This window comes from Campylobacter showae, assembly GCF_900573985.1.
GTDB classification, from domain to species: Bacteria; Campylobacterota; Campylobacteria; order Campylobacterales; family Campylobacteraceae; genus Campylobacter_A; species Campylobacter_A showae_E.
The window spans coordinates 202,872-223,644 of sequence record NZ_UWOK01000001.1 but is presented as its reverse complement, the minus strand read 5'-3'; the positions used below and the strand labels follow the sequence as shown (position 1 = coordinate 223,644).

Below are 20,773 nucleotides of genomic sequence, written 5' to 3'. Positions count from 1 at the left end.
CATCCAAAATCTATTTAAATTTTCTTTTCAATATCAATCCCTTTTCAAAATACAGTTTATTTGTTTAAAAGCTTTCCGATTTATTTTATGTACGCCACATTGTTTACTTTTAAATTTTTGTACCAAATTTGACTAAATTTACGCTGCAGTGCGTTATGTCCGGGTTGTTTTTTTTCGGACATAAAGCTAAGTAGCGGTATTTGCGACGTGAGTTACACTCTGCTAAAGTCCTTTTCGGAGGCCGTTTGCTGTCCGTCGCAAGCCGCGGTAATGCCAAATTCCGGCAACATCTGCGGCAAAAACATAAAAACTCTTCTAAAAGATTTATCTAGCGATAGCCCTATCAAAAAAACCATCGCCGTAGCTGCTCTAAACGCGCTTTCGCAGACATGTTATGAGCGCTCTGGTAGTTCGTATGCGACCAAATTTAAGGCTGATCCATTTGATGAGCTAGCTATCAAGCGCAGCTCGTTTAGCGTGATCGCGGGCGTGCTGGCGTCTTGCGTTAAATTTATAATAAAAAATGGCCTGATTTTTGCGTTATGAAGCTTGATAAGGGCGCGCTAAAATGTTACGAGCTTGAGTATTCTGTCCTGCAGGGGTAGGCTGCGGATGCGATCAGAACGGCTAATAATATCATCATAACCGGCGTCACGCTACTAAACGACACGCTGGAGGAGATCTTGAGTCTAAAAAGGGGCGGGGCCGAAGTCATCGTCGTCGGACCGACGGTTTCGATGTCGCCTAAGACTCTTTTTGATAGAGGTGTGAGCTATGTGGGCGGCGTCTATACTACGCATGCGGACGAGCTTTTAGACGTGATCGCGCAGGCTGGCTCGGGGTATCATTTTTTCGGCAAATTTGCGGAAAAATTCGTAATGAGTCGTGAGAGTTCGACTTCTAAAATTTGGAAATTTAACGATCCGAATGCATAAAACTAAATTTAGTCAAATTTGCGGGATAGATGAGTGATCCCGTTTGGCGTAAAATCACCGGCTTGATATTAAATTTAAAACGAAAGTAGATAAAAATCAGTTTTAAATTTGTGCGAATTTATAAGAATTTTGTCGAATCCAAAAAAGGGCCGAGCAAATCGCCCGACCCAAAGTTGCATTAAGCGAAATTCTAATAAAACGAACTAACCTTGCCCGTCAAATTTACCATGATATTTTTCATCTGAGTGTAGTGCTCAAGGATGATTTTGTGCGTTTCGCGGCCGATGCCCGAGCTCTTGTAGCCGCCGAACGGGCTGCCCGCCGGGATCTGGTTGTAGCAGTTTATCCACACGCGGCCCGTCTCCATCGCGCGAGCGGTGCGGATGGCGCGAGTGATGTCCTGTGTGAAGACGCCGCCGCCTAGGCCGTATTCGCTGTCGTTTACCATTTTTATGAGTTCGTCCTCGTTTTTAAATTTGATCACGACGCCTACCGGGCCGAAAATCTCCTCTCTGGCCACGCGCATATCGTTGCTCACGTCCACTAGCAGCGTCGGCTCGACGAAGCTATCTCCCGCAGCCGCGAGCTTGCCTCCGACGGCGATTTTGGCGCCTTCTTTGACGCCGATATTGATGTACTCGACGATCTTGGCGGCTTGTTTGGCGTTGATCTGAGAGCCCATCTGCGTCTTTGGATCGAGCGGATCGCCGACTTTTAGATTTTTGAATTTCTCCACAGCCGCGGCGATAAATTTGTCGTAAATTTTCTCCTCGACAAATATCCTACTGCCCGCGCAGCAAACTTGCCCTTGGTTAAACAAAATACCCATCTGAACGCCGTCTAGAGCCAGATCGAAGTCCGCGTCGGCGTAGATGATGTTGGCTGATTTGCCGCCTAGCTCGAGCGTTGCGGGGATGATTTTTTCAGCCGCCGAGATAGCGATCTCGCGTCCGATCTCGGTCGAGCCGGTAAATGCGATCTTGTCGATGCCGCTATGTTTTTGCAAAAACGCTCCGGCGCCGCTGCCTTTGCCCGTGATTACGTTTACGACGCCTTTTGGCAGCACGTCTTTGATGAGGCGCATTAGCTCGAGCACGCTCAGACTCGTTTCAGACGACGGCTTTAGCACGCTCGTGTCGCCGGCTGCGATGACCGGAGCTAGCTTCCACGCCGCCATCAAAAATGGGAAATTCCATGGTACGATCTGCGCTACGACGCCGATAGGCTCGCGCAAGATTAGCGAGAGGTGCTTTTCCTCGAGTACGTTTGCGCTGCCCTCTTCGCCCTGGATCACGCCGGCAAAATACCTAAAATGCTCCGCCGCGTACGGCACGTCCACGTTTAGCGTCTCGCGGATAGGCTTGCCGTTGTCCATCGTCTCGACCGCGGCCAAAAAATCCTTGTTTGCGTCGATTATATCGGCGATTTTGAGCAAAATTCTGCTTCGCTCGCTCACCGTGCTATGGCGAAACGTCTTAAACGCTTCTCGAGCGGCCTTGACCGCGGCGTCCACGTCCTCTTTGCTTGCGTCCGCGATCGCGGCTAGCTTTTTGCCGGTGGCGGGATCAAAGGTGTCTAGCGTCTTGCCGCTGCTTGCGGGGACGAATTCGCCATTTATAAAAAGGTCGTATTTTTCTTGTAACTTAACCATTTTTTCTCCTTGAAAGATTATTTAATAACTGAAATATTACTCCTTCATTATAAATATTTTGATAATTAGAAAATAATCGTTATCAAAAATTTGAGCGGAAATTTGACGGGGGTTTAGGTTAAATTTGCGGGGAATATTTTAAATTTGACGCACCGAGACCTGTATCTTTACGGCGCTAAATTTGATTTGGCTAAATTTAGCATTGCGCATTAAATTTAATCTTTCTTATTAAGGGGGAAGGGGCTTGAATTACGCTCTGCCAGCAGTTGCGAAGCGTAGCTAAAGCAAAAGAGTTCCCTTTTATATCCGACTTTTCTTTTTCTTTGGAGGCGGAAGGGGTTTCTACTTACGAAGCGTCGCCCCTTCCGCCCCCAAACCCCCACCAACCCCACTGCACGTTAGAGGTGGCGACACTGCTTTGCTGACGCAAAGCGTCGTGAGTTTAAATTTTGCATTTTCAGGGTGCGGGTCTCGGCGGGTAAAATTTGAAGCCGAAATTTACAAATTTGACTTCAAATTTGAACATAAAACGATAAGGCGAAGTATCGTGAGATGATTTTAAATGTTTTGAAGTAAATTTCGTCCCAAGACTAGACATATAGTCTGTCGCAGGGCGAAATTTACGTTCTGCTTACAGTTGCGAGTGCAGCGAAGCAAAAATCATTTAAAAGCGCTCGCGAGGCAAGTCGCCAAGCAAATTTATTTCGCTAGATCGGCGAGAACCTTTGCCGCATGCTCCTTCGCCTTCACGCTCTTATACACCTTCGCGATCTTGCCGTCTTTGCCGATCACAAAGGTCGAGCGCGCGATGCCTAGATACTCTTTGCCATAGTTTTTCTTTACCTGCCAGACGCCGTAGAGTTTGGCGACTTCGTGCGCGGGATCGCTTAGTAGGATGTGCTTTAGGCTCTGTTTTTGCGCAAAGCCCGCATGCGACTTGACGCTATCGGGACTAACGCCCACGATCACGGTGTCTTTGGCTATAAAGTCGTCGTAAAGCGAGCTAAATTCGCATGCTTCGGTCGTGCAGCCCGGGGTATTGTCTTTCGGATAAAAGTACAACACGACGTTTTTGCCGACGAAGTCTTTTAGGCTGACGCTTACGCCGTCGCTGTTTTCTAGGCTAAACTGGGGCGCCGTATCGCCCGCTGCTAGCGTGATTTTTCGCTCCAAATCCTCTTTTGAAAATTCGCTCATTTTTGCTCCTTTCTAATCTCCTCAAGCGTCTTGCCGCCCGAGCCTATCGAGCTTGCGTCGTATGTTTCGATATAAATTTGCACTCGCTCGCGATTTTTGCCCAGCACGCGCACCATGGTGTCGGTCATCTCCTCGACCAGCTTTTGCTTTTGCTCTTTTGTCGGCTCCGGGCCTGCCATTTTTACGTTTATGAAAGGCATTTTTTCTCCTTAAATTTGATAAAATCGGGCTAATTATATCAAAATTTGACTCGTTATCCGACTCGACCTCATTCTAAAATTTAAGCCTTTATATTAATATTTATCTTTAAATTTGATATTTAAGTAAAATTTAAATCTAGTATGATTATTGCGTGATTCGGTAGTGGTAAAATTAGATAAATTTACCCAAAAGGAGCGAATATGCGTAAGAATTTTTTCGGTTCAATCGTTTTGGCTGCGGCCTTGGCAAGCGGTGCGTTTATAGCGGTGCCTCAGACGGCGAGTGCGGGCGTTTTGGCGCATCAGGTGAAGGTGCAAGGCGAACTCGGCTCGGTGTTTATCAACCCATACGACGTGGCGCCGCTGACCGCCGTTATCGATAGGGCGGGCAAGGACATCAAGGATATCCACGTGCGGGTGCTGGGTAAACCGGGCGGCGGTATCGACATCGCCTACAACGTCTCCGAGCATGCGCTGCTGACGCACGACGGCGTGCCGATCTGGGGGCTGTATCCGGACTATCTAAACGAGGTTGAAGTGAGCTACGTTTTTAACGGCGAAAAGAAGGTCGAAAAGTATAAAATTTACGCTCAGCCGATCGTGACGTATAGCCGAGATTATAGATTTAGCCACATGCAAAAGATGAAGGTCAAAAAGGTCGATCCTGCGTTTAAAAACAGGCTCTATCTCATCAACAACACCATTACGAGCGTCTATAAACCGCTTGATTGGAAAAACGGGGGTGCTGCTAGCTGGAATGATTTCACCGAAAATTTCGTCGTCGATACGCAGGGCGAGGTCAGATGGTATCTGGACTATCAGAAATTTTACGATCGCAGCGAGCGCAGGGTGATGGACGGCGGCATGATGATGGGCTTTCATCAGCTGCCAAACGGCGATCTGAGCTGGGGTATGGCGCAGCGATATATGCGCTACGATATGATGGGCAAAGAGGTGTATAATCGCGAGCTGCCGCGCGGCTACATCGACCTTAGCCACGAAGTAATGCCGCTAAAAGGCGATCACTTGCTGCTTCGCGTCGGTAAATACAACTACCACCACGCAGACGGCAGGCTCTCGCACACGATCAGAGATCACATCATCGAAGTGGACGGCAGCGGCAAGGTCGTGGACGAGTGGGATCTGAATGAAATTTTCGGCAAAAACGTCTACCGCAGCAACCTCATCAAGGCTCTTGACGCTCGCGCCGTGTGCCTAAATATCGACATGGACGCCAAAGAGATCAAAATTAGCGACGATCTGCCGTTTGGCGACGTGACCTCGACCGGCACGGGACGCAACTGGGCGCACGTAAACTCGATCTCATACGATCCTAGCGACGACGGTATCATCCTCTCGCTTCGCCACCAAGGTATCGTCAAGATCGGTCGCGACAAAAAGGTAAAATGGATCCTCGCAAGTCCTGAGGGCTGGAGTGCGGACTTTAAAGAAAAAGTGCTAGTGCCCGTGGATAAAAACAGCAACAAAATCAAATGCGAAAACTCAAAATGCGAGGGCGACTTCGACTGGTCGTGGACGCAGCACACCGCGTGGCTCACTCCGCGCTACGATAACAAGGGCAGCGTAAAGCACATCAGCGTATTTGACAACGGCGACGGCCGCGGCATGGAGCAGCCTGCGCTAAAAGAGGAAAAATACTCTCGCGCGGTCGAGTACAAGATCGACGAGAAAAAGGGCACGGTCGAGCAGACGTGGGAGTTTGGCAAGGAGCGCGGATTTGACTTTTACAGCGCGGTTACTAGTATCGTCGAGTGGCAAAAGGATAAAAGCACGTACTTCATCTCAAGCTCGAACGTCTATCTGCTAAAGCCCGATAAGACGATCAAAATGGTGCTCGTGGAGATCGATCCGAAGAGCAATGACGTCAAATTTGAAATGGACGTAGAGTCTGCGTCTAGAGACGACGTGGCCTACCGCGCGATGGTGATCGATCCGAATATCTTTGAGTATTAAAATTTGACCTTTCCGGTTTAGTTTTTCTAGCCGCCGCTAAAATCGGGTGTGTGGCTGGATTCGGTAATTACGCGGCGAGTTAAATTTGAAATGAAATTTGACTCGCTGCTTTATTTAAATTTAACTTGCTTGCCGAAATTTTATCCGCAGCGCCGTCAAATTTAACCCGTCAAATTTGCCTGGCTTAGCTCGCTTAATCTCAAATTTACCCTTTCTTTTATACAATCTTTAAAATTTACCGCAAAGGAATTTTATGAAAATCGCTAAATTTTTAAGAATTTTAGCCGCCGTTTGCTTGATTAGCGTAGGTGCAAACGCGCTGGAGGAGGGCACGGACTACCAAACGCTAGAAAAGCCTCTAAACGTACCAAAAGATAGCGTAGTAAAGGTCTTTAGCTACGAGTGCGTCCACTGCTACAAATTTGACCGAAGCGTCACGCCAAAGCTATTTGGCGAGCTAGACGGAGTCAAATTTATCCCGTATCACCTAAAAACCAAGGGCAAGCTCGGCGAAACGGCGAGCAAAATTTTTGCCGCAATGATCGTTTTAGACGAGGCTAGCGACGTTAGTTTGCTTAGCGACAAGTCTAAATTTAAAAAGGCCAAATTTGCGATCTACAAGGCCACTCACGACAAGGATGATGATTTTAACGGCGGCAAAGACAAGGCGAGATTTATCCAGACGGCTCTTAGCGCGGCGGGCGTGAGCGACGCAGACTATGACAAGGCCCTAGCCAGCCAGCGCGCGCAAGAAATTTTAAAAGCGTGGGACGATAGCTACGACGTGGCCAAGATCCAGGGCGTGCCTGCATACGTGGTCGGCGGTAGGTACCTGATCAACGTGAAGGCGATCGGCTCGGTAGACGCGATGGCGGCGGCAGTGAGGGAGCTGCTAGCAAAATAATGGACTACAATATCGAAAACAAGGGCTTTGTCTGCTTTGTTTATAACTTGCAGCGAAGGCGGGTATTTTGGGCGGCGTTGCTTGCAGTTTTGGCGATCAAATTTATCTTGTGCGAGCTGTTTTTGGGCGGTGCGGTTGCGGACGCGCTTGTTGTGAAGCTACGCTTTGCGACGATATTTGCGGCGTTTGGCGTGTGCGTGGCGATGTGCGCGCCTAAGGTTTTTGGCGTCAAGCTTGCGGGATTTTTCCTAATTTTTTTAGGCGTGATATTTGGGCTTGATTACTCTACGAGCGATTTTAGCGGCGTTAGCGAGATTGGCTTTCCTTTTGCGCTACCGTTAAATGAAATTTGCCCAAGCCTTTTTGCGCCTGATTTTAGCGCGGCAAACGAGGCGGGATTTATCAAAATTTACTCGTGGGCGAATTTTGCGTTTTTTGCGGTGTTTGGGGCGTTTTGTCTTGTGATGATACTAAGCTGGTTTGTGTATAACGCGCGCAGTAGCGAAATCAATCAAATTTAAATTTGGGATTCCCCGCGCTTGACGGATTTCAAAAGTAGTTTTCGGCTAGGATACTCGGGTCACGGACGACCAGTCCGCTCCCGTCGTATCCGCCAAAAACTATTTAAACTACACACAATCCGTCTGGAATATTTATCTCATAGCTTACTAAATTTGCAAATTTGACGTTTTCAAGATGCGGGTCTTGACGAGTAAAATTTGAGCTAAAATTTACAAATTTGACTTCAAATTTGAACGCAAAAGATAAGGCGAAGTATTTTGAGATGGATTTGAATGTTGTGCAGAAATTTTAAGTCAAGGCTAGACAGTAGTCTGCCGCAGACTTAAAATTTCAAACTCATTCAAAGACGCTCAAAAGACAAGCCGCCAAATTTAGATTACTCGCCGCTTAGCAGTATGTACCCACTTTCACTGATGTTTTTAAATTTAACTCCCAGCTCCCGCTTCAGCCTTAGCACGACGTTTTGTATCGCGCCCTTGCTAGTTTGCTCGCCCTCGTAGACGAACTCCTCGATCATCTCGTAGCTCACGAGCTTGTTTAGATTATACGCAAAGAGCCAAAAGAGCTTGTTTTGTAAAAAGGAGAGGTAAATTTCCTCGCCGTTTTTGTAGATCTTTTCTTTAGCGAGATTTATGCTAGTTTGCGGGCCCAGACGCACGAGCTTTTCGTCTTTTTCGTAGGTTAGAGCCACGAGCAGGCGGCACAGGGCGGCGATATCGACGGGCTTTTTTAGAAACGATGCCGCGCCGTGCTCGATGCTTCTGATGAGGTTGTCGTCGGTGTCGTAGGAGGTAAAGACGATAAATTTTTGCGCGGGCTTTATGCGCATCATCTCCTTCATCATCTCAAAGCCGTTCATTGCGGGCATGTGGATATCGGTGATGACGATGGCGGGAGCTAGCTTTTTAAAGCGCTCCAGCCCCTCTAGTCCGTCGCCCGCGCCCCAGACGCTTAGGCAGTATGGCTTTAGCCCGCCTATTAGCAGCTCTCTTGCGATCTCGTCGTCCTCGACGATGAGGACGGTTAGGTCTTTAAGTAGCTTTAAGTGCTCTTGCATCTCACTCCTTTAAATTTATCTCAAAGCTTAGCTCAAACGTCGTCGGATCGCCCGCGCTTAGTAGCTTGATATCACCCGCGAGCTTTTCATTTGCGAGCTTTTTGCCAAAATACAGCCCGATACCGCTTCCTTGCCTTTTGGTAGTTTTTGGCTGGGTCAAAATTTTATCCCGAAGCTCCTTGCTCACGCCGCTGCCGTAGTCCGTGACGGCTATCTTGCACGTGCCGTTTTCAAATTTGACGTCAATAAAAACCTGCCGCTTGGCGATCTCATCTTTGTATCTCTCCACGACCGCGTCTTTGGCGTTGTGAATGAGGATGAGTAAAATTTGCTGCACGATGCCCATCCGCTGCGTGGCCTCTTCGTCTTTAAATTCACTCAGGCTTACCGCGACGTTTGCTTTGCTAAGCTCGGTGTGCATGAGCTTTAGCAGGTCTTTTATGCAGCGCTGCACGCTAAATTTTTGCGGGCTGTCGCTACTTTTGTAAAAATTTCTAAAAATCTCGATCGTATCGCTTAAAAGCACGGTCGCAGCCTGCCCCTTTTGCAGCATACTCTCTAGTGTCGCGGCGTCTAGCTTGCCGTCTTTTTGCAGCATGAGCAGGCTTGAGATCATCAAATTTAGCGAATTAACCGGCTGAATAAACTGATGATTTATGCCGCTTATTAGCTCGCCGGCTTCGCTCATACGGGCTTTGTGCTTGAGCAGGGCTTCGTAGTCGTCTTGCAGATTTTTGATTTTTGAGTACATAAAGTTATGGAGGAAATTTGCCACCAGCGCCAGCGCCGCGAACGCAAAAAGCAAGATGAGGGCGTTTTTTAGCACGGAGTTAAGCAGCGCGGCAAGCTCTTTTTCGTTATCGGTGCCGGCTCCTATGAACCAGTTTAGCGTGGGGATCTCGGCAACGGAGATGAAATTTGAGCCGATATTTAGGCTCGTGATGTCCTCGTCGCGCAGGAAAAGCTCTTTAAATTTATCCTCGATCTGCTTTTTTAGCGCCGCGTCCTTCATTGGCGTTAAAATTTCGCCGCCGTGAGTAACGATAAAGGCGTAGGAATCGGGCGCGAGTTTAAATTTCTCCATATTTTTTAGTATGTTTTGTAGTTTCACTACGCCGCAAAACACCCCCGCAAACGAGCCGCCGTCCAGCACGGGCACGCATAAATTTAGCGTCGGCTCGCCTAAAATTTTATGGCGCTGCATAAAATTTACCGTGGGTGCGAGCGTGCTTTTGGTCTCCTCAAACCACACAAGTCCCGTGCGCAGGTTCTTTGGCATCGCTTCATCGTCGCCCAGCTCCTTGCCGTCCACGAAGATCTCCCCGTCCTCGCGTAAAAACTGCAAGGCGTCGAATTCTACTGAGTTTTCTTTAAAAAGCCGTATGAGGGCACCCAGCTTTTCGCTATCTTGCGCGATGCCCGCGTTTTCTATAAATTTAGCCGCGCGCACCAGCGAGTGCAGTCGCTCATCCAGCCAAAACGAGAAATTCCCGACCATATTTTCGCTCGCGGCGATCTTGTTTTTATCCGCAAGCGCCGTGATCTGCGCCTTGGCGTCCTCGTAGTTTTTCACGCCCAAAAGCACCACGAAAAGGCTCGCGAAAATGATGATGAAGTAAATTTTAAAATTATGCTCGCGTAAGGCTCTCATGCGGCGAGTATAGCAAAATCGGTCTAAATTTAGACCGATTTAAGCTTTTTTCAGAGTTAAAATTTTGCAAACGGACATCGCGGCAAGCACGAGGAAGCAGACGCCAAAGCCTATCAGCGTGCAGTCCGCCATCGACATAAATTTACTTGATGGGATCAGATACCAGCCGTCTTGATAAAGGTCCACCAGATACTTCTGAAAGCCGTCTAGCGTGACGCCCTCGGGCACTAGCGGATTATCGTAACCGCAGTCGCCCGTAGGCAAGAACCAATCAGGCGCCCACCGCTCAAGCGGCAGGCCGAACGGATAGTGCGGCTCGGTTGAGCAGCCCTGCACGCCGAACGGATCGTCTCCGTGCACGGCGTCGTGGATCTTGGCGAGCTTGACGCTATACATTATGCCCTGAATCGCGCCCCAAAAGGCTAACAGGTAGCCGACCGCCGCGAGGAGCAAATTTTTGGGATTTATGATCGCGACCAGGCCTCCCAGCGCCATGCACAAAAAGGCAAAGCGGATATAGACGCACTGCTCGCAAGGGGGCATATAGACGTAGTTTTGAAACAGCGAGTGCGCGAGGATCACGAGTCCCACGCTCACCACTATGAGGATCGCCCACGGCAGGCGGCTATCTGCGAATTTCGCTATTTTTTCCGCAAATTTCATGCCCGCGCCCTATTTTTTGAGCAGCTCTTCAATTAGCTGCGCCATGCCGTCGATAGAGCTGATGGACTTCGTCATGATGAGGTATTTGCCGTTTACGACGAACGCCGGCACGCCTTGGATTTTCGCTACGTCGTAGCTCTCGTCCCATTTTTTAAGCAGTTCGGCGACTTTTGGATCCTCTAGCTTTTTTTGATAGTCCGCCTCGCTGATGCCTGCCGCATCAAGTCCCGTCTTTAAAAACGCAGCCTCGTCCTTGCCATCGCTCCAGCGCTGCTTTTGATCGTGATAGGCTTTGTAGTAGGCAAATTTAGCCTTTTTAAACAGCGAGTTTTCATCTAGCAGGCTAACGCCCTTTTCCTCGTCCATCACGGCTAAAACGGCTAAAATTTTACTTCCGAGCTCGCCGTATTCGCCCTTGGTTTTTAGATGAAACGGCACGTATTTTAGCCCCGCGACCTTTTCTACGACCTTTGGCGTGACGGTTTTATCGTATTTGTAGCAAAACGGGCATGCGTAGCTAAAGACCTTAACTAGCGTGTTTTGCTCCACGGATAGCGGTTTTTGTAGCTTTACGTAGTCCTCGCCCTCGGTAAACGCAGCCGCGCTAAGGGCGCCGAACATCGCAACAGCTAGAAAGCCTTTTGTAAATTTAGAAAGTAGGTTCATGGAGTGCTCCTTAAAATGATTTCGTTTGCGTTAATTTTATATCCTCTCGCCGCCGCAAAACTCACGCTAAGATAAATTTTAGATTAAATTTATAAAATTTCGACTAAATTTTGGTACAAAAGCCAAAATTTGAAATTATTTTTTATAATTAAGCAAGTCTTAATAAACGCGTGATTTCTACGTTAGCGAGATTGATTAAAATTACGATATCAAACCAATTCAAAGGAGAATAAGATGAAGCGAACTCTTTCTTCATTTGCGCTAGCTGCGGCGCTTTTAGGCGGTCTAAGCACGGCTGCGCTCGCTATCGGCGGACCTAGCGGCGCGCACATAGACTACGGCATTCCGGGCAAGATCGGCGAAGTAGTCGTAAACCCATACGACATTGCGCCTCTAACGGCGGTCATCAAAAACGGCGGCTACACGCTAGCAAACGCAAAAGTCGCTATCGTGCCAAAGCCCGGCGGTCAGGTTATCAGCTATAAAGTCGCCGATAAACACCTTCGCACGCACGGCGGAATCCCTGTTTTTGGACTTTACCCTAACTATCAAAACACCGTCGAAGTCGAGTACGATAAAATTTACAAGGGTCAAACCGAGCACGTAAAAGAAACCTATAAAATTTACGCTCCCGCGATTTATCTAGAAAGCTCTGGCATGCCGTCTCAAAAGGGCGCGCTGTTTGATAAAATCGAAGTCGTGAAGGCTCCGAGCGCGAAATTTGCCAACCGCCTCTACTACGTAAATAACTTCGTAAATAAAACCGGCAAGGGCACCAAAGTCGTGTGGAACAACCCCGCAGGCGGCGCGATCGAGTGGAACTACAGCCCAAACAACTTCGTGCTGGATACCAAAGGCGAAGTACGCTGGTATCTGGAGCCGAGTAAAATTTACGACCTCAAGCAGCCTTTTAGCGCGGGCGTTATGATGGGCTTTAAACAAAACGACGACGGCGCGATGACGTGGGGTTACGGCCAAAGATACGCAAAATACGACATAATGGGACGCGAAATCTTTAACCGCGAGCTACCTGCGGGATACAACGACTTCTCGCACTCTATGGACGTGGCGCAAAACGGGCACTATTTCCTACGCGCGGCAAACGCCAACTATAAGCGCGCCGACGGTAAAAACGTCCGCACGGTCCGCGACGTCATTGTCGAGGTCGATCGTGACGGCAACGTCGTGGATGACTTTAGGCTATATGAAATTTTAGATCCTTACCGCGACATCGTGCTAAAAACGCTCGATCAGGGTGCTGTGTGCCTAAATATCGACGCTAGCAAGGCGGGCCACACCGCGAGCACGGACGAACTAGCCGCGATGGATACGAACGAAAAATGGGGCGACATCGTGGGCTCGGGGCCCGGACGCAACTGGGCGCACGTAAATAGCGTGGATTATGATCCAAGCGACGATAGTATCATCATCTCCAGCCGCCACCAAGACGCCGTCATCAAGATCGGCCGCGACAAAAAAGTCAAATGGATAATGGGCGCGCACAAAGGCTGGAAGGATCAGTTTAAGGGCTACTTGCTCCAGCCTGTAGATAAAGACGGCAAAAAAATCGTCTGCGAGGACGAGTATTCAAAATGCCCGGGCTACGAGAGCGAGAAGGGCGGATTTGACTGGCAGTGGACGCAACATACGGCATTTCGTATCGATAGCAAGTCCAAAAAGGGCGCCCTTTATCTCACCGTCTTTGACAACGGCGACACACGCGGTATGGAGCAGCCTGCGATGGCGGGTATGAAATACTCCCGCGCGGTCGTTTATAAAATCGACGAAAAAGCTAAAACCGTCGAGCAAGTCTGGGAGTACGGCAAACAGCGCGGTAGCGAGTGGTACAGCTCGGTCACTTCGCTAGCGCAGTATCAAGACGACCTTGATAGCGTGATGGTTTACTCGGCGGTCGCGGGCATGCAGTTTGACATCGCCAAAGGTCGCCCGGTCGGCGTGCCTAGCCCTCACATCAACGAGTTTGAGTGGGGAGCAAAAGAGCCGTCAATCGAAATCAAAATGACCAACGCGATGGGCTATCAGGCGTTTCCGTTTAGCCTAGAAAAGGCGTTTGAGAAGTAAAATTTAGCGGCTCTCGGCCGGTGCGCTTCGGGGCCGCTTTTTGGTAAGTTTGGATTTTTGCGCTTGCGGCCGGGTTAAATTTGGCTGGTCGCAGGCTTTAAATTTAGATCAAATTTGACGCCCTCCGGCACTCGCTCGGATACGGCAAATTTGACTGCAAAAGGTAAAATTTAGGCTCGCGTTTCCATCCTTTGCGCTAGTCTAAATCTTACCTTTTCCTGCCAGGCGTTTGGGAAAATAGGACTCCGAAAGACAATAGCAACGCCTAAACGCTTGGATTTTTACTGCTGCTTAAATTTACCCGTTTGCTTCATAAATTTCGCTCCGATTTTTAAAATTTACACCCTTGTTGCCGTAAAACCGATATAATCAACAAAAACGACGGAGGCGAAATATGCAAAAATTTGTCGAGCAAAAATTTATCGGCGAGCGCGCGATGTTTGGCGCAAAGGACGCGGAGTTTGAGCGGTGCGGGTTCGCAGCAGGCGAGTCGCCGCTAAAGCACGGGCAAAATTTGCGCCTAAAAAACTGCACTTTCGAGTGGAAATATCCGTTGTGGTACACTAAAAACGTCGCCGTTGAGGGCGGATTTTTGATGCAGATGGCGCGTGCGGGCATCTGGTACGCGCGAGACGTGGGCTTTAAAGATACGCTAATCCAGGCGCCAAAATCCTTCCGCAGGTGCCAAAACGTGAAGCTAGAAAACGTAAATTTGACCCAGGCCGAGGAGACGCTGTGGAGCTGCGCGGACGTGGAGATAAAAAACGTCTGCGCGCGCGGGGATTATTTTGCGATGAACTGCGAAAACGTGCGCGTTTACGGGCTAAATTTGGACGGGAACTACGGTTTTGACGGCTGTAAGAACCTGCTCGTCGAGGATAGCAAGCTGCTTAGCAAAGACGCCTTTTGGAACTGTGAGAACGTGACCGTGCGAAACAGCTTCATCAGCGGCGAATACCTCGCGTGGAACAGCAAAAACGTGACCTTTGAAAACTGCGTGATAGAGAGCCTGCAAGGGCTTTGCTACGTGCAAAATCTCGTACTGCGCGGCTGCCAAACGCTAGATACCACGCTAGCCTTTGAATATTCAAGCGTGGACGCCGAAATTTTAGGCGGCATAGCTAGCGTGAAAAATCCGCTCTCAGGCATTATAAGAGCAAGGGAGATAGGCGAAATAATAATGCAAAAAGAGTGCGTAGATCCTGCCGCGACTAGGATAATTTTAGAAAAATAGCAGTTTTGCCGGCGGCTTTTATGAGTTTTTGCTTCGTTTTACTTGCAACTGCAAGCAGAGGTCTTTGCGGCAACCTACATAGCTAGCCTTGGCCACAAAAACCGTAGCGACGTTAAAAATGATCTCGCGATGCTTCACCTTTTTTCTTACGCTCAAATTTGGAATTAGCTTTTAAATCCAAGCAACGCTTCAAATTTGACCCCAAACAAGAAATTATTATTTCGTTTAAATTTTGCCGCCGGCTAGAGTCGCTTATATATAGCTCCTTTATCCTTGCCCATCTACTTTGCTTGCGGCATTATCGCTCTATGTTTAAATATGAAGCCGAATTTTGAGATTTAAGCCGTTTTTGGCTTAAATTGCCCCTTTAAACTAAAGAATTAAATTATTTAAAAAGGAAAAAATATGTCGTTTTTTGAAAAATTAAAGCTAGCTTTTTACACGATTTGTCGCCCTGAAAAGCTTATTTCGTTTAGGCTCGAAAAGCCCGATCCGCGCTACACGCGCGAAGCGAATTTTACCCTAAAATACGGCGTCCTTAACGCTCATCAAAATATGAACGCCGTCACGATCGCATATAATCGCTTGTGCGAGCAGCATACGGGATTTAAGCCGCTTTTTATCATCGAAAACGCCCCGCAATGCGAATACACGAATATGCACGCAAGTTCTAGTTTCGAGATGCTGGACGAGGAGGAGTATAATGTGCAAAATCCGGATGCGCGCAACTTTCCCGCTGCGGAGTTTCGTTTGATGCTGGACATCCTAAACGATCCCGAGTATAAGGCTGAAGTGAGCGAATTTTACGGTAAATTTAGCCTAAACTATCCCGATAAATTAAAGGCTTTAGAATACCTAAATACCCGCGACTACAACGCTCTTGACGAGGATATCGACGTTTATCTGTGCCCTTGCGAGCGCAGTACGGACGTATTTGCGAGAATGATTCAGGGGTATTTTACGGACGATTTTGAGCCTGAGCAGACGTATGCGTTTATTTTGATGATGAACGAGCGATTCGGGTTTGAGTTTATCGGTATCGGCGCGACGTTAATGCTATTTTATCGCAGCGAAAATTTAAGCGACGATAAGGCCGAGGAGCTACTGCAAGAGCTGGCTAAAATTTACGATACGCCTTACGAAGCGATCAAAAAAGCCCTGTGGCATAGTGCGTTTGGCTCTAATAAGACGCTTGTGCTGCCTTTTGCTGAAAACATCGAGGACGTCGTAGCCGATGAGCTCTAAAGTCGGGGTAAATTTTGCCTCGCAAGCTCAAAATTTTAGACCGAAATCTTAAACATTACAAAATTTTAAAGAAATTTTAGCTACACTCAGCAAATTTTATAAAAAAGGATACTAAATGAACCCTTCCGAATTTATCTGGATGGATGGAAAATTAGTCAAATGGGAGGACGCTAAAGTCCATGTCCTAACTCACTCGCTTCACTATGCAAACGCCGTATTTGAGGGCACAAGAGCCTATATGACGGATAAAGGCTTAGCGATATTTCGCCTTAGCGACCACACCGCGCGCTTACTAAAATCAGCCAAAATGACGATCCTAAACGTCAAATACACGCAAAAAGAGCTTGAAGACGCGCAGGTCGAGCTACTTCGCGCAAATAAATTTAAATCAAACGTCTATCTGCGCCCGATCGTTTACCTAGGCTACGGCATCATGGGTCTAGCTCACACAAAAGCTCCCGTAAATACGGCGATCGCCGCATGGGAGTGGGGTGCGTATCTAGGCGAAGAGGGGCTAAAAAAAGGCATCCGTGTGAAAATTTCAAGCTTTGCTAAACTAAACGTCGGCGGTCAAATGAGCCGCGCAAAATCAAGCTCGAACTACCTCTGCTCGCAAATGGCAAACTACGAGGCCAAAGAGGCGGGCTACGACGAGGCGCTGCTACTTGATAGCGAGGGCTACATCTCAGAGGGGCCGGGCGAGTGCTTTTTCATCGTAGAAAACGGCGCGCTAATCACTCCTCCAAACGACAGCAGCCTAGCTAGCATCACGCAAGACACCGTCATCAAAATCGCTCACGATCTAGGTATCGAAGTGCACAGGGAGCGCATCACTCGCGACCGCGCATACACTGCGGACGAGGCGTTTTTCACGGGTACGGCGGCCGAGGTCACTCCGATAAGCAATATCGACAACCGCGTGATCGGCGCAGGCGAGCGCGGTGCGGTAACCAAACGCCTACAAGACGCGTATTTTGACATAGTTTACGGACGCAATCCAAAATACGCCTCGATGCTAACTTACATTTAAGGAACGAAATGCCAGCGGATTTGAACGATTATTTTAATAAAAAACGAGGCTCCGGCGGCGGAGACGATAGCGGCGACGAGAGCAAAGGACCGAAAGTAAATTTTAAAACGCCTGATTTTAAAGGGTTCGGCAAAATTTCGGCCTTTGCCTACGTCATCATCGCGCTTGTGGCCGTGATTGCGCTCACGCAGCCTTTCGTTACGATAAACTCGGGCGAAGTAGGCATCAAGTCAAATTTGGGTAAATACGACCCATCTCCGATGCAGCCGGGTCTGCACTTCTTTATCCCGTTTTTGCAAAAAGTCATCGTAGTCGATACGCGCGTACGCCTCATCAACTACACTTCGGGCGAAGATATGGGCGAGGCGGCGCAAAAGTACGGCGCGCAGGCTCAAGCCGGCATCATACGCAAAAACTCGATCTCCGTTTTGGACGCGAGAAACTTGCCTGTTAGCATCGACATCACCGTGCAGTACCGCTTAAATCCTGAAAACGCGCCTCAAACGATCGCGTCTTGGGGTCTTAGCTGGGAAAACAAGATCGTCGATCCCGTCGTACGCGACGTCGTGCGCAGCATCGCGGGTAAATACACCGCCGAGGAGCTACCGACGAAGCGAAACGACCTAGCCACGGCTATCGACGAGGGTATCCGAAAGGATATCGACGCTCAGCCAAACAAACCAGTCGAGCTGCTAACCGTGCAACTACGCGAGATTATCCTACCTGAAAAGGTAAAAGAGCAGATCGAGCGCGTACAAATCGCTAAGCAAGAGGCCGAGCGAACCAAATACGAAGTAGAGCGCGCAAATCAAGAGGCGCTCAAAAAAGCAGCCCTCGCTGAAGGTACGGCAAAGGCCGCTATCATCGAGGCTCAGGGTCGTGCGGATGCGGCTAAGATCGAAGCCGACGCGCAGGCCTATGCAAATAAAGAGGTCGCAAAAAGCCTCGATCAAAATTTGCTAAATTTAAAGCAGATCGAAACGCAGGCTAAATTTAACGAGGCGCTACGCGAAAACAACGACGCGAAGATATTCTTAACGCCCGGCGGAGCGGTGCCGAATATCTGGGTAGACACGAAGGATAAAGCAAAACAAAGCGCGATAACGCAATAACTTTTTCTTAAAGCGGCTCGTCTCGCGAGCGTCTTTAGCGGAGCTAGTAAAAATTTAGCTCGGCAGACTACCTTGTCTAGCCCATGCTAAATTTTTACGTCGCTTCTGCTTGCAGTTGCGACCAAAAGGGAAACAAAGCCCTTTCTTGCTTTAGCGTTACGATCATAGCGAAGTAAAAATCTATCTCGCGATACTTCGCCTTGATTTTTTATGCTCAAATTTGAAGTCAAATTTGGGATTTAAAATTTGCCCGCGCGCCGAGCTAAACCCGTAGCCGAAAGGAAATAAAAATGAAAATAGACTGGGAAAAAGTGGGCGGCCTTTTGCCCGCCATCGTTCAAGAAAGCTTGAGCGGCGAGGTTTTAATGCTTGCTTATATGAACGAAGAGGCGTTAAATTTGAGTCTAAAAACGGGCTTTGCGCACTATTTTTCGCGTACGAAAAATCGCATCTGGAAAAAGGGCGAGGAGAGCGGAAATACGCAAGTGATAGACGAGATTTTCCTGGACTGCGACAACGACACGATCTTGCTCAAAGTCGTTCAAAACGGCGGCGTAGCGTGCCACACGGGCGCAAAATCATGCTTTTTTAGAAAGATTTCGGGAGACGGCGGCGAGTCAAATTTAGCTAGCAATGATGGGCAAAATTTGACGCAAGAGCAAAATTTAAACCAAGCCAAAAAGCCGATCTACGGCATAATCGACGAGGTTTATCACGCGATAATCGACCGCAAGCTAAACGCCGATCCGCAGACCTCGTACGTCGCGAGCCTGTTTAAAAAGGGCGAAAACGCAATCCTAAAAAAAGTCGGCGAGGAGGCCACGGAGCTCGTGATGGCGTGCAAGGACGCCTCGGCGCGCAAAAATGAAACTGCACAGTTTAACTCTGCCGCAAATGGCGGTCAAATTTCGTCAAATTTAACCCAAAACGAAAAATTTGCTAAAATTTCAAACGAAAACGCCGCGAACCAAAACAGCCAAACCGAGACGCCTAAAAACCAAAAGCCGAAAACGCCGACCGAGGAGATCATCTACGAGGCGGCTGATTTATGCTTTCACTCGCTCGTTGCGTTAGCGCTACACGGAGTGCATCCTGACCGCGTCAAGGCCGAGCTCGCGCGCCGTTTCGGGCTAAGCGGTATCGAGGAAAAAAACTCGCGAAAAGGCTAGAGCGGTCAAATTTGGCACGCTTTATGCAGGCGGATTTCAAATTTGGCTCGCCGCAAGGCAAACGAAGCAAAGAGGCAAGATGATAAACGAACTAAAACAAGGCTTAAATTTCTATCTGACGCACCTTGGCTGGGTGGATTTTGCCGCCTATATATGGATGTTTTTGACCTTTTTAGCGCTCGTTTCGCTTTGCGTTTACGTCGCATCAAAGTCCTTTTTTGCGGGCTTTGCGCTGATGATCGTTACTATCGCGGGGCTTGGATGCGGGGCGTATTTTATGCCTAAGCTTTTAGATGAAAATTTGCGAACTCGCTCGCTCGAGCTAGTCTCAACCAAGCAGCTTGAGTACTCAAACACGCTGCTTGTGGATCTGCGCCTCACAAATCTCTCCAAAAAACCGTTTAACTATTGCGAAATCGGCCTTAGCTTTTACAAAAACTCGGGCAATACGCTGCGCCGTTACGCAAACGAGCTAAAGCCGTTTTTGAGAGAAAATATCGTGCTAAAAGAGGCGCTGGACGTAAACGCGACGCGCGAGATCACGCACGCGGTAAATAACTTTCGCGCGCAGGACTATAATATCACGACAAGTTCGGAGTGCTTTTGATGGAAGGGTATTTTAACGTATTTCACCTCATCGCGCTTGCGGTTTTGGCGCTACTTTCAATGCTTTTCGCGCTGATCGCCCGCAACGAGAAAAATCCGAAATTTTTTAAAATTTACGTCGCGATAAACGTCGTAGCGACGCTGACGCTTGGATATTTTTTCATGATGATCGTGGATAAATACACTAAAAAGGCCGTGCTGACGGAGTTTTCCGGCCACCGCGTGCTAAGAAACGAAACAATCGTGTTTAAGGGCTCGCTGCGAAATACGGGCGAGTTTAGCATCGCAAACTGCGATCTTACCGTCAAACTTATCAACAACCCCGTAAGCAAGGAGACGATCGCGGGCTCTATCTTTAAACCTAGCGGACTATCGCTATCTTCGCGCGGCGACGAGCGCTCAAACGTCGCGGAGATCACCACTAGCGTCGCTAAAAATATCGCGCCTAAACAAATACGAAATTTTAGCGTTTCGATGCCGTATCCATCGTACTTTGCCAATACCCAAACGATAACGAAGCTGGAGTGCAGGTAGGGGGGCAGGCAAATTTACTCGAATGCGATATAAAAACCCCAAAGGAGCTTTTCGTTGAAGGTAGTATAAATACAAAAATCACGATCTTGTCGATGTTCTTAAAAATAAGAAGCGTAGAGATAAAAAATAAACATATATAGTCCGTTCAAAAATTCCGAAAAAGAAATTTAGAGAAATTTTATAGTGTTTTTAGCTCGATATGGAAGTGGTATAAATAGCGGAGTTTATTAAAATTTCATAAAAAAATCGATAAAATAACCAAAAATATCAGAATTTTATGGCCGGCGTGCATGATACAATATTTAATTTTAGAATAGATTTCTGGCTCGTATGCCTATTTG

Annotated in this window: 21 protein-coding genes; 14 read left to right on the top strand and 7 right to left on the bottom strand. The window is 48.2% G+C overall.

Annotation, left to right across the window (positions count from 1 at the left end; translation table 11 throughout):
* The first annotated feature begins 207 nt into the window (after positions 1 to 207).
* Both EE116_RS12675 and EE116_RS12670 read left to right on the top strand, forming a co-directional pair.
* The gene (locus EE116_RS12675) at positions 208 to 546 is read left to right on the top strand and encodes a DUF4213 domain-containing protein (RefSeq protein WP_241091609.1); all 339 of its coding nucleotides are present in this window, start codon (positions 208 to 210) and stop codon (positions 544 to 546) included.
* A gap of 71 nt (positions 547 to 617) precedes the next feature.
* A complete protein-coding gene (locus EE116_RS12670; RefSeq protein WP_338120534.1) occupies positions 618 to 935 on the top strand; it encodes a Rossmann-like domain-containing protein in 318 nt (105 codons plus the stop codon).
* Between the two features lie 190 nt (positions 936 to 1,125).
* Here EE116_RS12670 and EE116_RS01145 read toward each other — a convergent pair whose 3' ends face one another.
* The 3 genes from EE116_RS01145 to EE116_RS01135 form a co-directional block, all read right to left on the bottom strand.
* Positions 1,126 to 2,586, bottom strand: a complete 1,461-nt coding sequence (locus EE116_RS01145; protein ID WP_122872883.1) for an aldehyde dehydrogenase family protein — start codon at positions 2,584 to 2,586, stop codon at positions 1,126 to 1,128.
* Between the two features lie 699 nt (positions 2,587 to 3,285).
* A complete protein-coding gene (gene bcp / locus EE116_RS01140; RefSeq protein WP_122872882.1) occupies positions 3,286 to 3,783 on the bottom strand; it encodes a thioredoxin-dependent thiol peroxidase in 498 nt (165 codons plus the stop codon).
* Positions 3,780 to 3,983 (bottom strand): tautomerase family protein, encoded by a 204-nt coding sequence (locus EE116_RS01135; protein ID WP_002949321.1) that lies wholly within the window; start codon positions 3,981 to 3,983, stop codon positions 3,780 to 3,782. Before EE116_RS01135 ends, bcp begins: the two co-directional genes overlap by 4 nt.
* Positions 3,984 to 4,184: 201 nt before the next feature.
* Here EE116_RS01135 and EE116_RS01130 point away from each other — a divergent pair, with 201 nt between their 5' ends.
* The 3 genes from EE116_RS01130 to EE116_RS01120 all read left to right on the top strand — a co-directional run bounded on the left by EE116_RS01130 (position 4,185) and on the right by EE116_RS01120 (position 7,382).
* Positions 4,185 to 5,957, top strand: a complete 1,773-nt coding sequence (locus tag EE116_RS01130; RefSeq protein WP_122872881.1) for an aryl-sulfate sulfotransferase — start codon at positions 4,185 to 4,187, stop codon at positions 5,955 to 5,957.
* 253 nt (positions 5,958 to 6,210) lie between these two features.
* Positions 6,211 to 6,861 (top strand): thiol:disulfide interchange protein DsbA/DsbL, encoded by a 651-nt coding sequence (locus EE116_RS01125; RefSeq protein ID WP_122872880.1) that lies wholly within the window; start codon positions 6,211 to 6,213, stop codon positions 6,859 to 6,861.
* Positions 6,861 to 7,382 carry a disulfide oxidoreductase gene (locus tag EE116_RS01120; protein ID WP_122872879.1) on the top strand — a complete coding sequence of 174 codons (522 nt, stop codon included), beginning with the start codon at positions 6,861 to 6,863 and terminating at the stop codon, positions 7,380 to 7,382. Before EE116_RS01125 ends, EE116_RS01120 begins: the two co-directional genes overlap by 1 nt.
* A 377-nt stretch (positions 7,383 to 7,759) precedes the next feature.
* Here EE116_RS01120 and EE116_RS01115 read toward each other — a convergent pair whose 3' ends face one another.
* From EE116_RS01115 to EE116_RS01100, 4 genes are read right to left on the bottom strand one after another with little or no spacing between them, the layout of a single operon-like run.
* Positions 7,760 to 8,440 (bottom strand): response regulator transcription factor, encoded by a 681-nt coding sequence (locus EE116_RS01115; RefSeq protein ID WP_122872878.1) that lies wholly within the window; start codon positions 8,438 to 8,440, stop codon positions 7,760 to 7,762.
* Position 8,441: 1 nt separating this feature from the next.
* On the bottom strand, positions 8,442 to 10,091 hold the full coding sequence (locus EE116_RS01110; RefSeq protein ID WP_122872877.1) for a sensor histidine kinase: 1,650 nt from the start codon (positions 10,089 to 10,091) through the stop codon (positions 8,442 to 8,444).
* A gap of 39 nt (positions 10,092 to 10,130) precedes the next feature.
* Positions 10,131 to 10,754 carry a protein-disulfide oxidoreductase DsbI gene (gene dsbI, locus EE116_RS01105; protein ID WP_122872876.1) on the bottom strand — a complete coding sequence of 208 codons (624 nt, stop codon included), beginning with the start codon at positions 10,752 to 10,754 and terminating at the stop codon, positions 10,131 to 10,133.
* Positions 10,755 to 10,763: 9 nt separating this feature from the next.
* Entirely contained in the window at positions 10,764 to 11,420 is a 657-nt protein-coding gene (locus EE116_RS01100) for a thiol:disulfide interchange protein DsbA/DsbL (RefSeq protein WP_122872875.1), read from the bottom strand.
* A 234-nt stretch (positions 11,421 to 11,654) separates the two neighbouring features.
* On the opposite strand from EE116_RS01100, the gene EE116_RS01095 reads away from it, so the two are divergent.
* From EE116_RS01095 to EE116_RS12370, 9 genes are all read left to right on the top strand, one after another.
* The gene (locus EE116_RS01095) at positions 11,655 to 13,502 is read left to right on the top strand and encodes an aryl-sulfate sulfotransferase (RefSeq protein WP_122872874.1); all 1,848 of its coding nucleotides are present in this window, start codon (positions 11,655 to 11,657) and stop codon (positions 13,500 to 13,502) included.
* A 394-nt stretch (positions 13,503 to 13,896) separates the two neighbouring features.
* A complete protein-coding gene (locus EE116_RS01090) occupies positions 13,897 to 14,736 on the top strand; it encodes a DUF3737 family protein (RefSeq protein WP_122872873.1) in 840 nt (279 codons plus the stop codon).
* A 405-nt stretch (positions 14,737 to 15,141) separates the two neighbouring features.
* Complete coding sequence (locus EE116_RS01085) at positions 15,142 to 15,981, top strand: hypothetical protein (RefSeq protein ID WP_122872872.1); 840 nt, start codon at positions 15,142 to 15,144, stop codon at positions 15,979 to 15,981.
* 115 nt (positions 15,982 to 16,096) lie between these two features.
* Positions 16,097 to 17,011 carry a branched-chain-amino-acid transaminase gene (ilvE, locus tag EE116_RS01080; protein ID WP_122872871.1) on the top strand — a complete coding sequence of 305 codons (915 nt, stop codon included), beginning with the start codon at positions 16,097 to 16,099 and terminating at the stop codon, positions 17,009 to 17,011.
* 8 nt (positions 17,012 to 17,019) lie between these two features.
* Positions 17,020 to 18,123 (top strand): SPFH domain-containing protein, encoded by a 1,104-nt coding sequence (locus tag EE116_RS01075; protein ID WP_122872870.1) that lies wholly within the window; start codon positions 17,020 to 17,022, stop codon positions 18,121 to 18,123.
* A 284-nt stretch (positions 18,124 to 18,407) separates the two neighbouring features.
* Positions 18,408 to 19,292: a bifunctional phosphoribosyl-AMP cyclohydrolase/phosphoribosyl-ATP diphosphatase HisIE gene (gene hisIE / locus EE116_RS01070; protein ID WP_277418954.1), complete on the top strand. Its 885-nt coding sequence runs from the start codon at positions 18,408 to 18,410 to the stop codon at positions 19,290 to 19,292.
* A gap of 79 nt (positions 19,293 to 19,371) precedes the next feature.
* Entirely contained in the window at positions 19,372 to 19,899 is a 528-nt protein-coding gene (locus tag EE116_RS01065) for a DUF2393 family protein (protein ID WP_122872868.1), read from the top strand.
* On the top strand, positions 19,899 to 20,432 hold the full coding sequence (locus EE116_RS01060; RefSeq protein WP_122872867.1) for a DUF2393 family protein: 534 nt from the start codon (positions 19,899 to 19,901) through the stop codon (positions 20,430 to 20,432). The genes EE116_RS01065 and EE116_RS01060 overlap by 1 nt, the downstream gene beginning before the upstream one ends.
* Positions 20,423 to 20,572: a hypothetical protein gene (locus tag EE116_RS12370; protein WP_163028004.1), complete on the top strand. Its 150-nt coding sequence runs from the start codon at positions 20,423 to 20,425 to the stop codon at positions 20,570 to 20,572. The genes EE116_RS01060 and EE116_RS12370 overlap by 10 nt, the downstream gene beginning before the upstream one ends.
* The last annotated feature ends 201 nt before the right edge of the window (positions 20,573 to 20,773 follow it).

What these genes read in the sequence shown, in the direction of transcription:
- EE116_RS01095 (WP_122872874.1), top strand. Translation starts at nt 11,655, where the DNA reads ATGAAGCGAACTCTTTCTTCATTTGCGCTAGCTGCGGCGCTTTTAGGC.
- bcp (WP_122872882.1), bottom strand. Translation starts at nt 3,783, where the DNA reads ATGAGCGAATTTTCAAAAGAGGATTTGGAGCGAAAAATCACGCTAGCA.
- EE116_RS01135 (WP_002949321.1), bottom strand. Translation starts at nt 3,983, where the DNA reads ATGCCTTTCATAAACGTAAAAATGGCAGGCCCGGAGCCGACAAAAGAG.
- ilvE (WP_122872871.1), top strand. Translation starts at nt 16,097, where the DNA reads ATGAACCCTTCCGAATTTATCTGGATGGATGGAAAATTAGTCAAATGG.
- EE116_RS01065 (WP_122872868.1), top strand. Translation starts at nt 19,372, where the DNA reads ATGATAAACGAACTAAAACAAGGCTTAAATTTCTATCTGACGCACCTT.
- EE116_RS01085 (WP_122872872.1), top strand. Translation starts at nt 15,142, where the DNA reads ATGTCGTTTTTTGAAAAATTAAAGCTAGCTTTTTACACGATTTGTCGC.
- dsbI (WP_122872876.1), bottom strand. Translation starts at nt 10,754, where the DNA reads ATGAAATTTGCGGAAAAAATAGCGAAATTCGCAGATAGCCGCCTGCCG.
- EE116_RS01145 (WP_122872883.1), bottom strand. Translation starts at nt 2,586, where the DNA reads ATGGTTAAGTTACAAGAAAAATACGACCTTTTTATAAATGGCGAATTC.
- EE116_RS01100 (WP_122872875.1), bottom strand. Translation starts at nt 11,420, where the DNA reads ATGAACCTACTTTCTAAATTTACAAAAGGCTTTCTAGCTGTTGCGATG.
- EE116_RS01130 (WP_122872881.1), top strand. Translation starts at nt 4,185, where the DNA reads ATGCGTAAGAATTTTTTCGGTTCAATCGTTTTGGCTGCGGCCTTGGCA.
- EE116_RS01115 (WP_122872878.1), bottom strand. Translation starts at nt 8,440, where the DNA reads ATGCAAGAGCACTTAAAGCTACTTAAAGACCTAACCGTCCTCATCGTC.
- EE116_RS01120 (WP_122872879.1), top strand. Translation starts at nt 6,861, where the DNA reads ATGGACTACAATATCGAAAACAAGGGCTTTGTCTGCTTTGTTTATAAC.
- EE116_RS01075 (WP_122872870.1), top strand. Translation starts at nt 17,020, where the DNA reads ATGCCAGCGGATTTGAACGATTATTTTAATAAAAAACGAGGCTCCGGC.
- EE116_RS01060 (WP_122872867.1), top strand. Translation starts at nt 19,899, where the DNA reads ATGGAAGGGTATTTTAACGTATTTCACCTCATCGCGCTTGCGGTTTTG.
- EE116_RS01110 (WP_122872877.1), bottom strand. Translation starts at nt 10,091, where the DNA reads ATGAGAGCCTTACGCGAGCATAATTTTAAAATTTACTTCATCATCATT.
- EE116_RS01125 (WP_122872880.1), top strand. Translation starts at nt 6,211, where the DNA reads ATGAAAATCGCTAAATTTTTAAGAATTTTAGCCGCCGTTTGCTTGATT.
- EE116_RS01090 (WP_122872873.1), top strand. Translation starts at nt 13,897, where the DNA reads ATGCAAAAATTTGTCGAGCAAAAATTTATCGGCGAGCGCGCGATGTTT.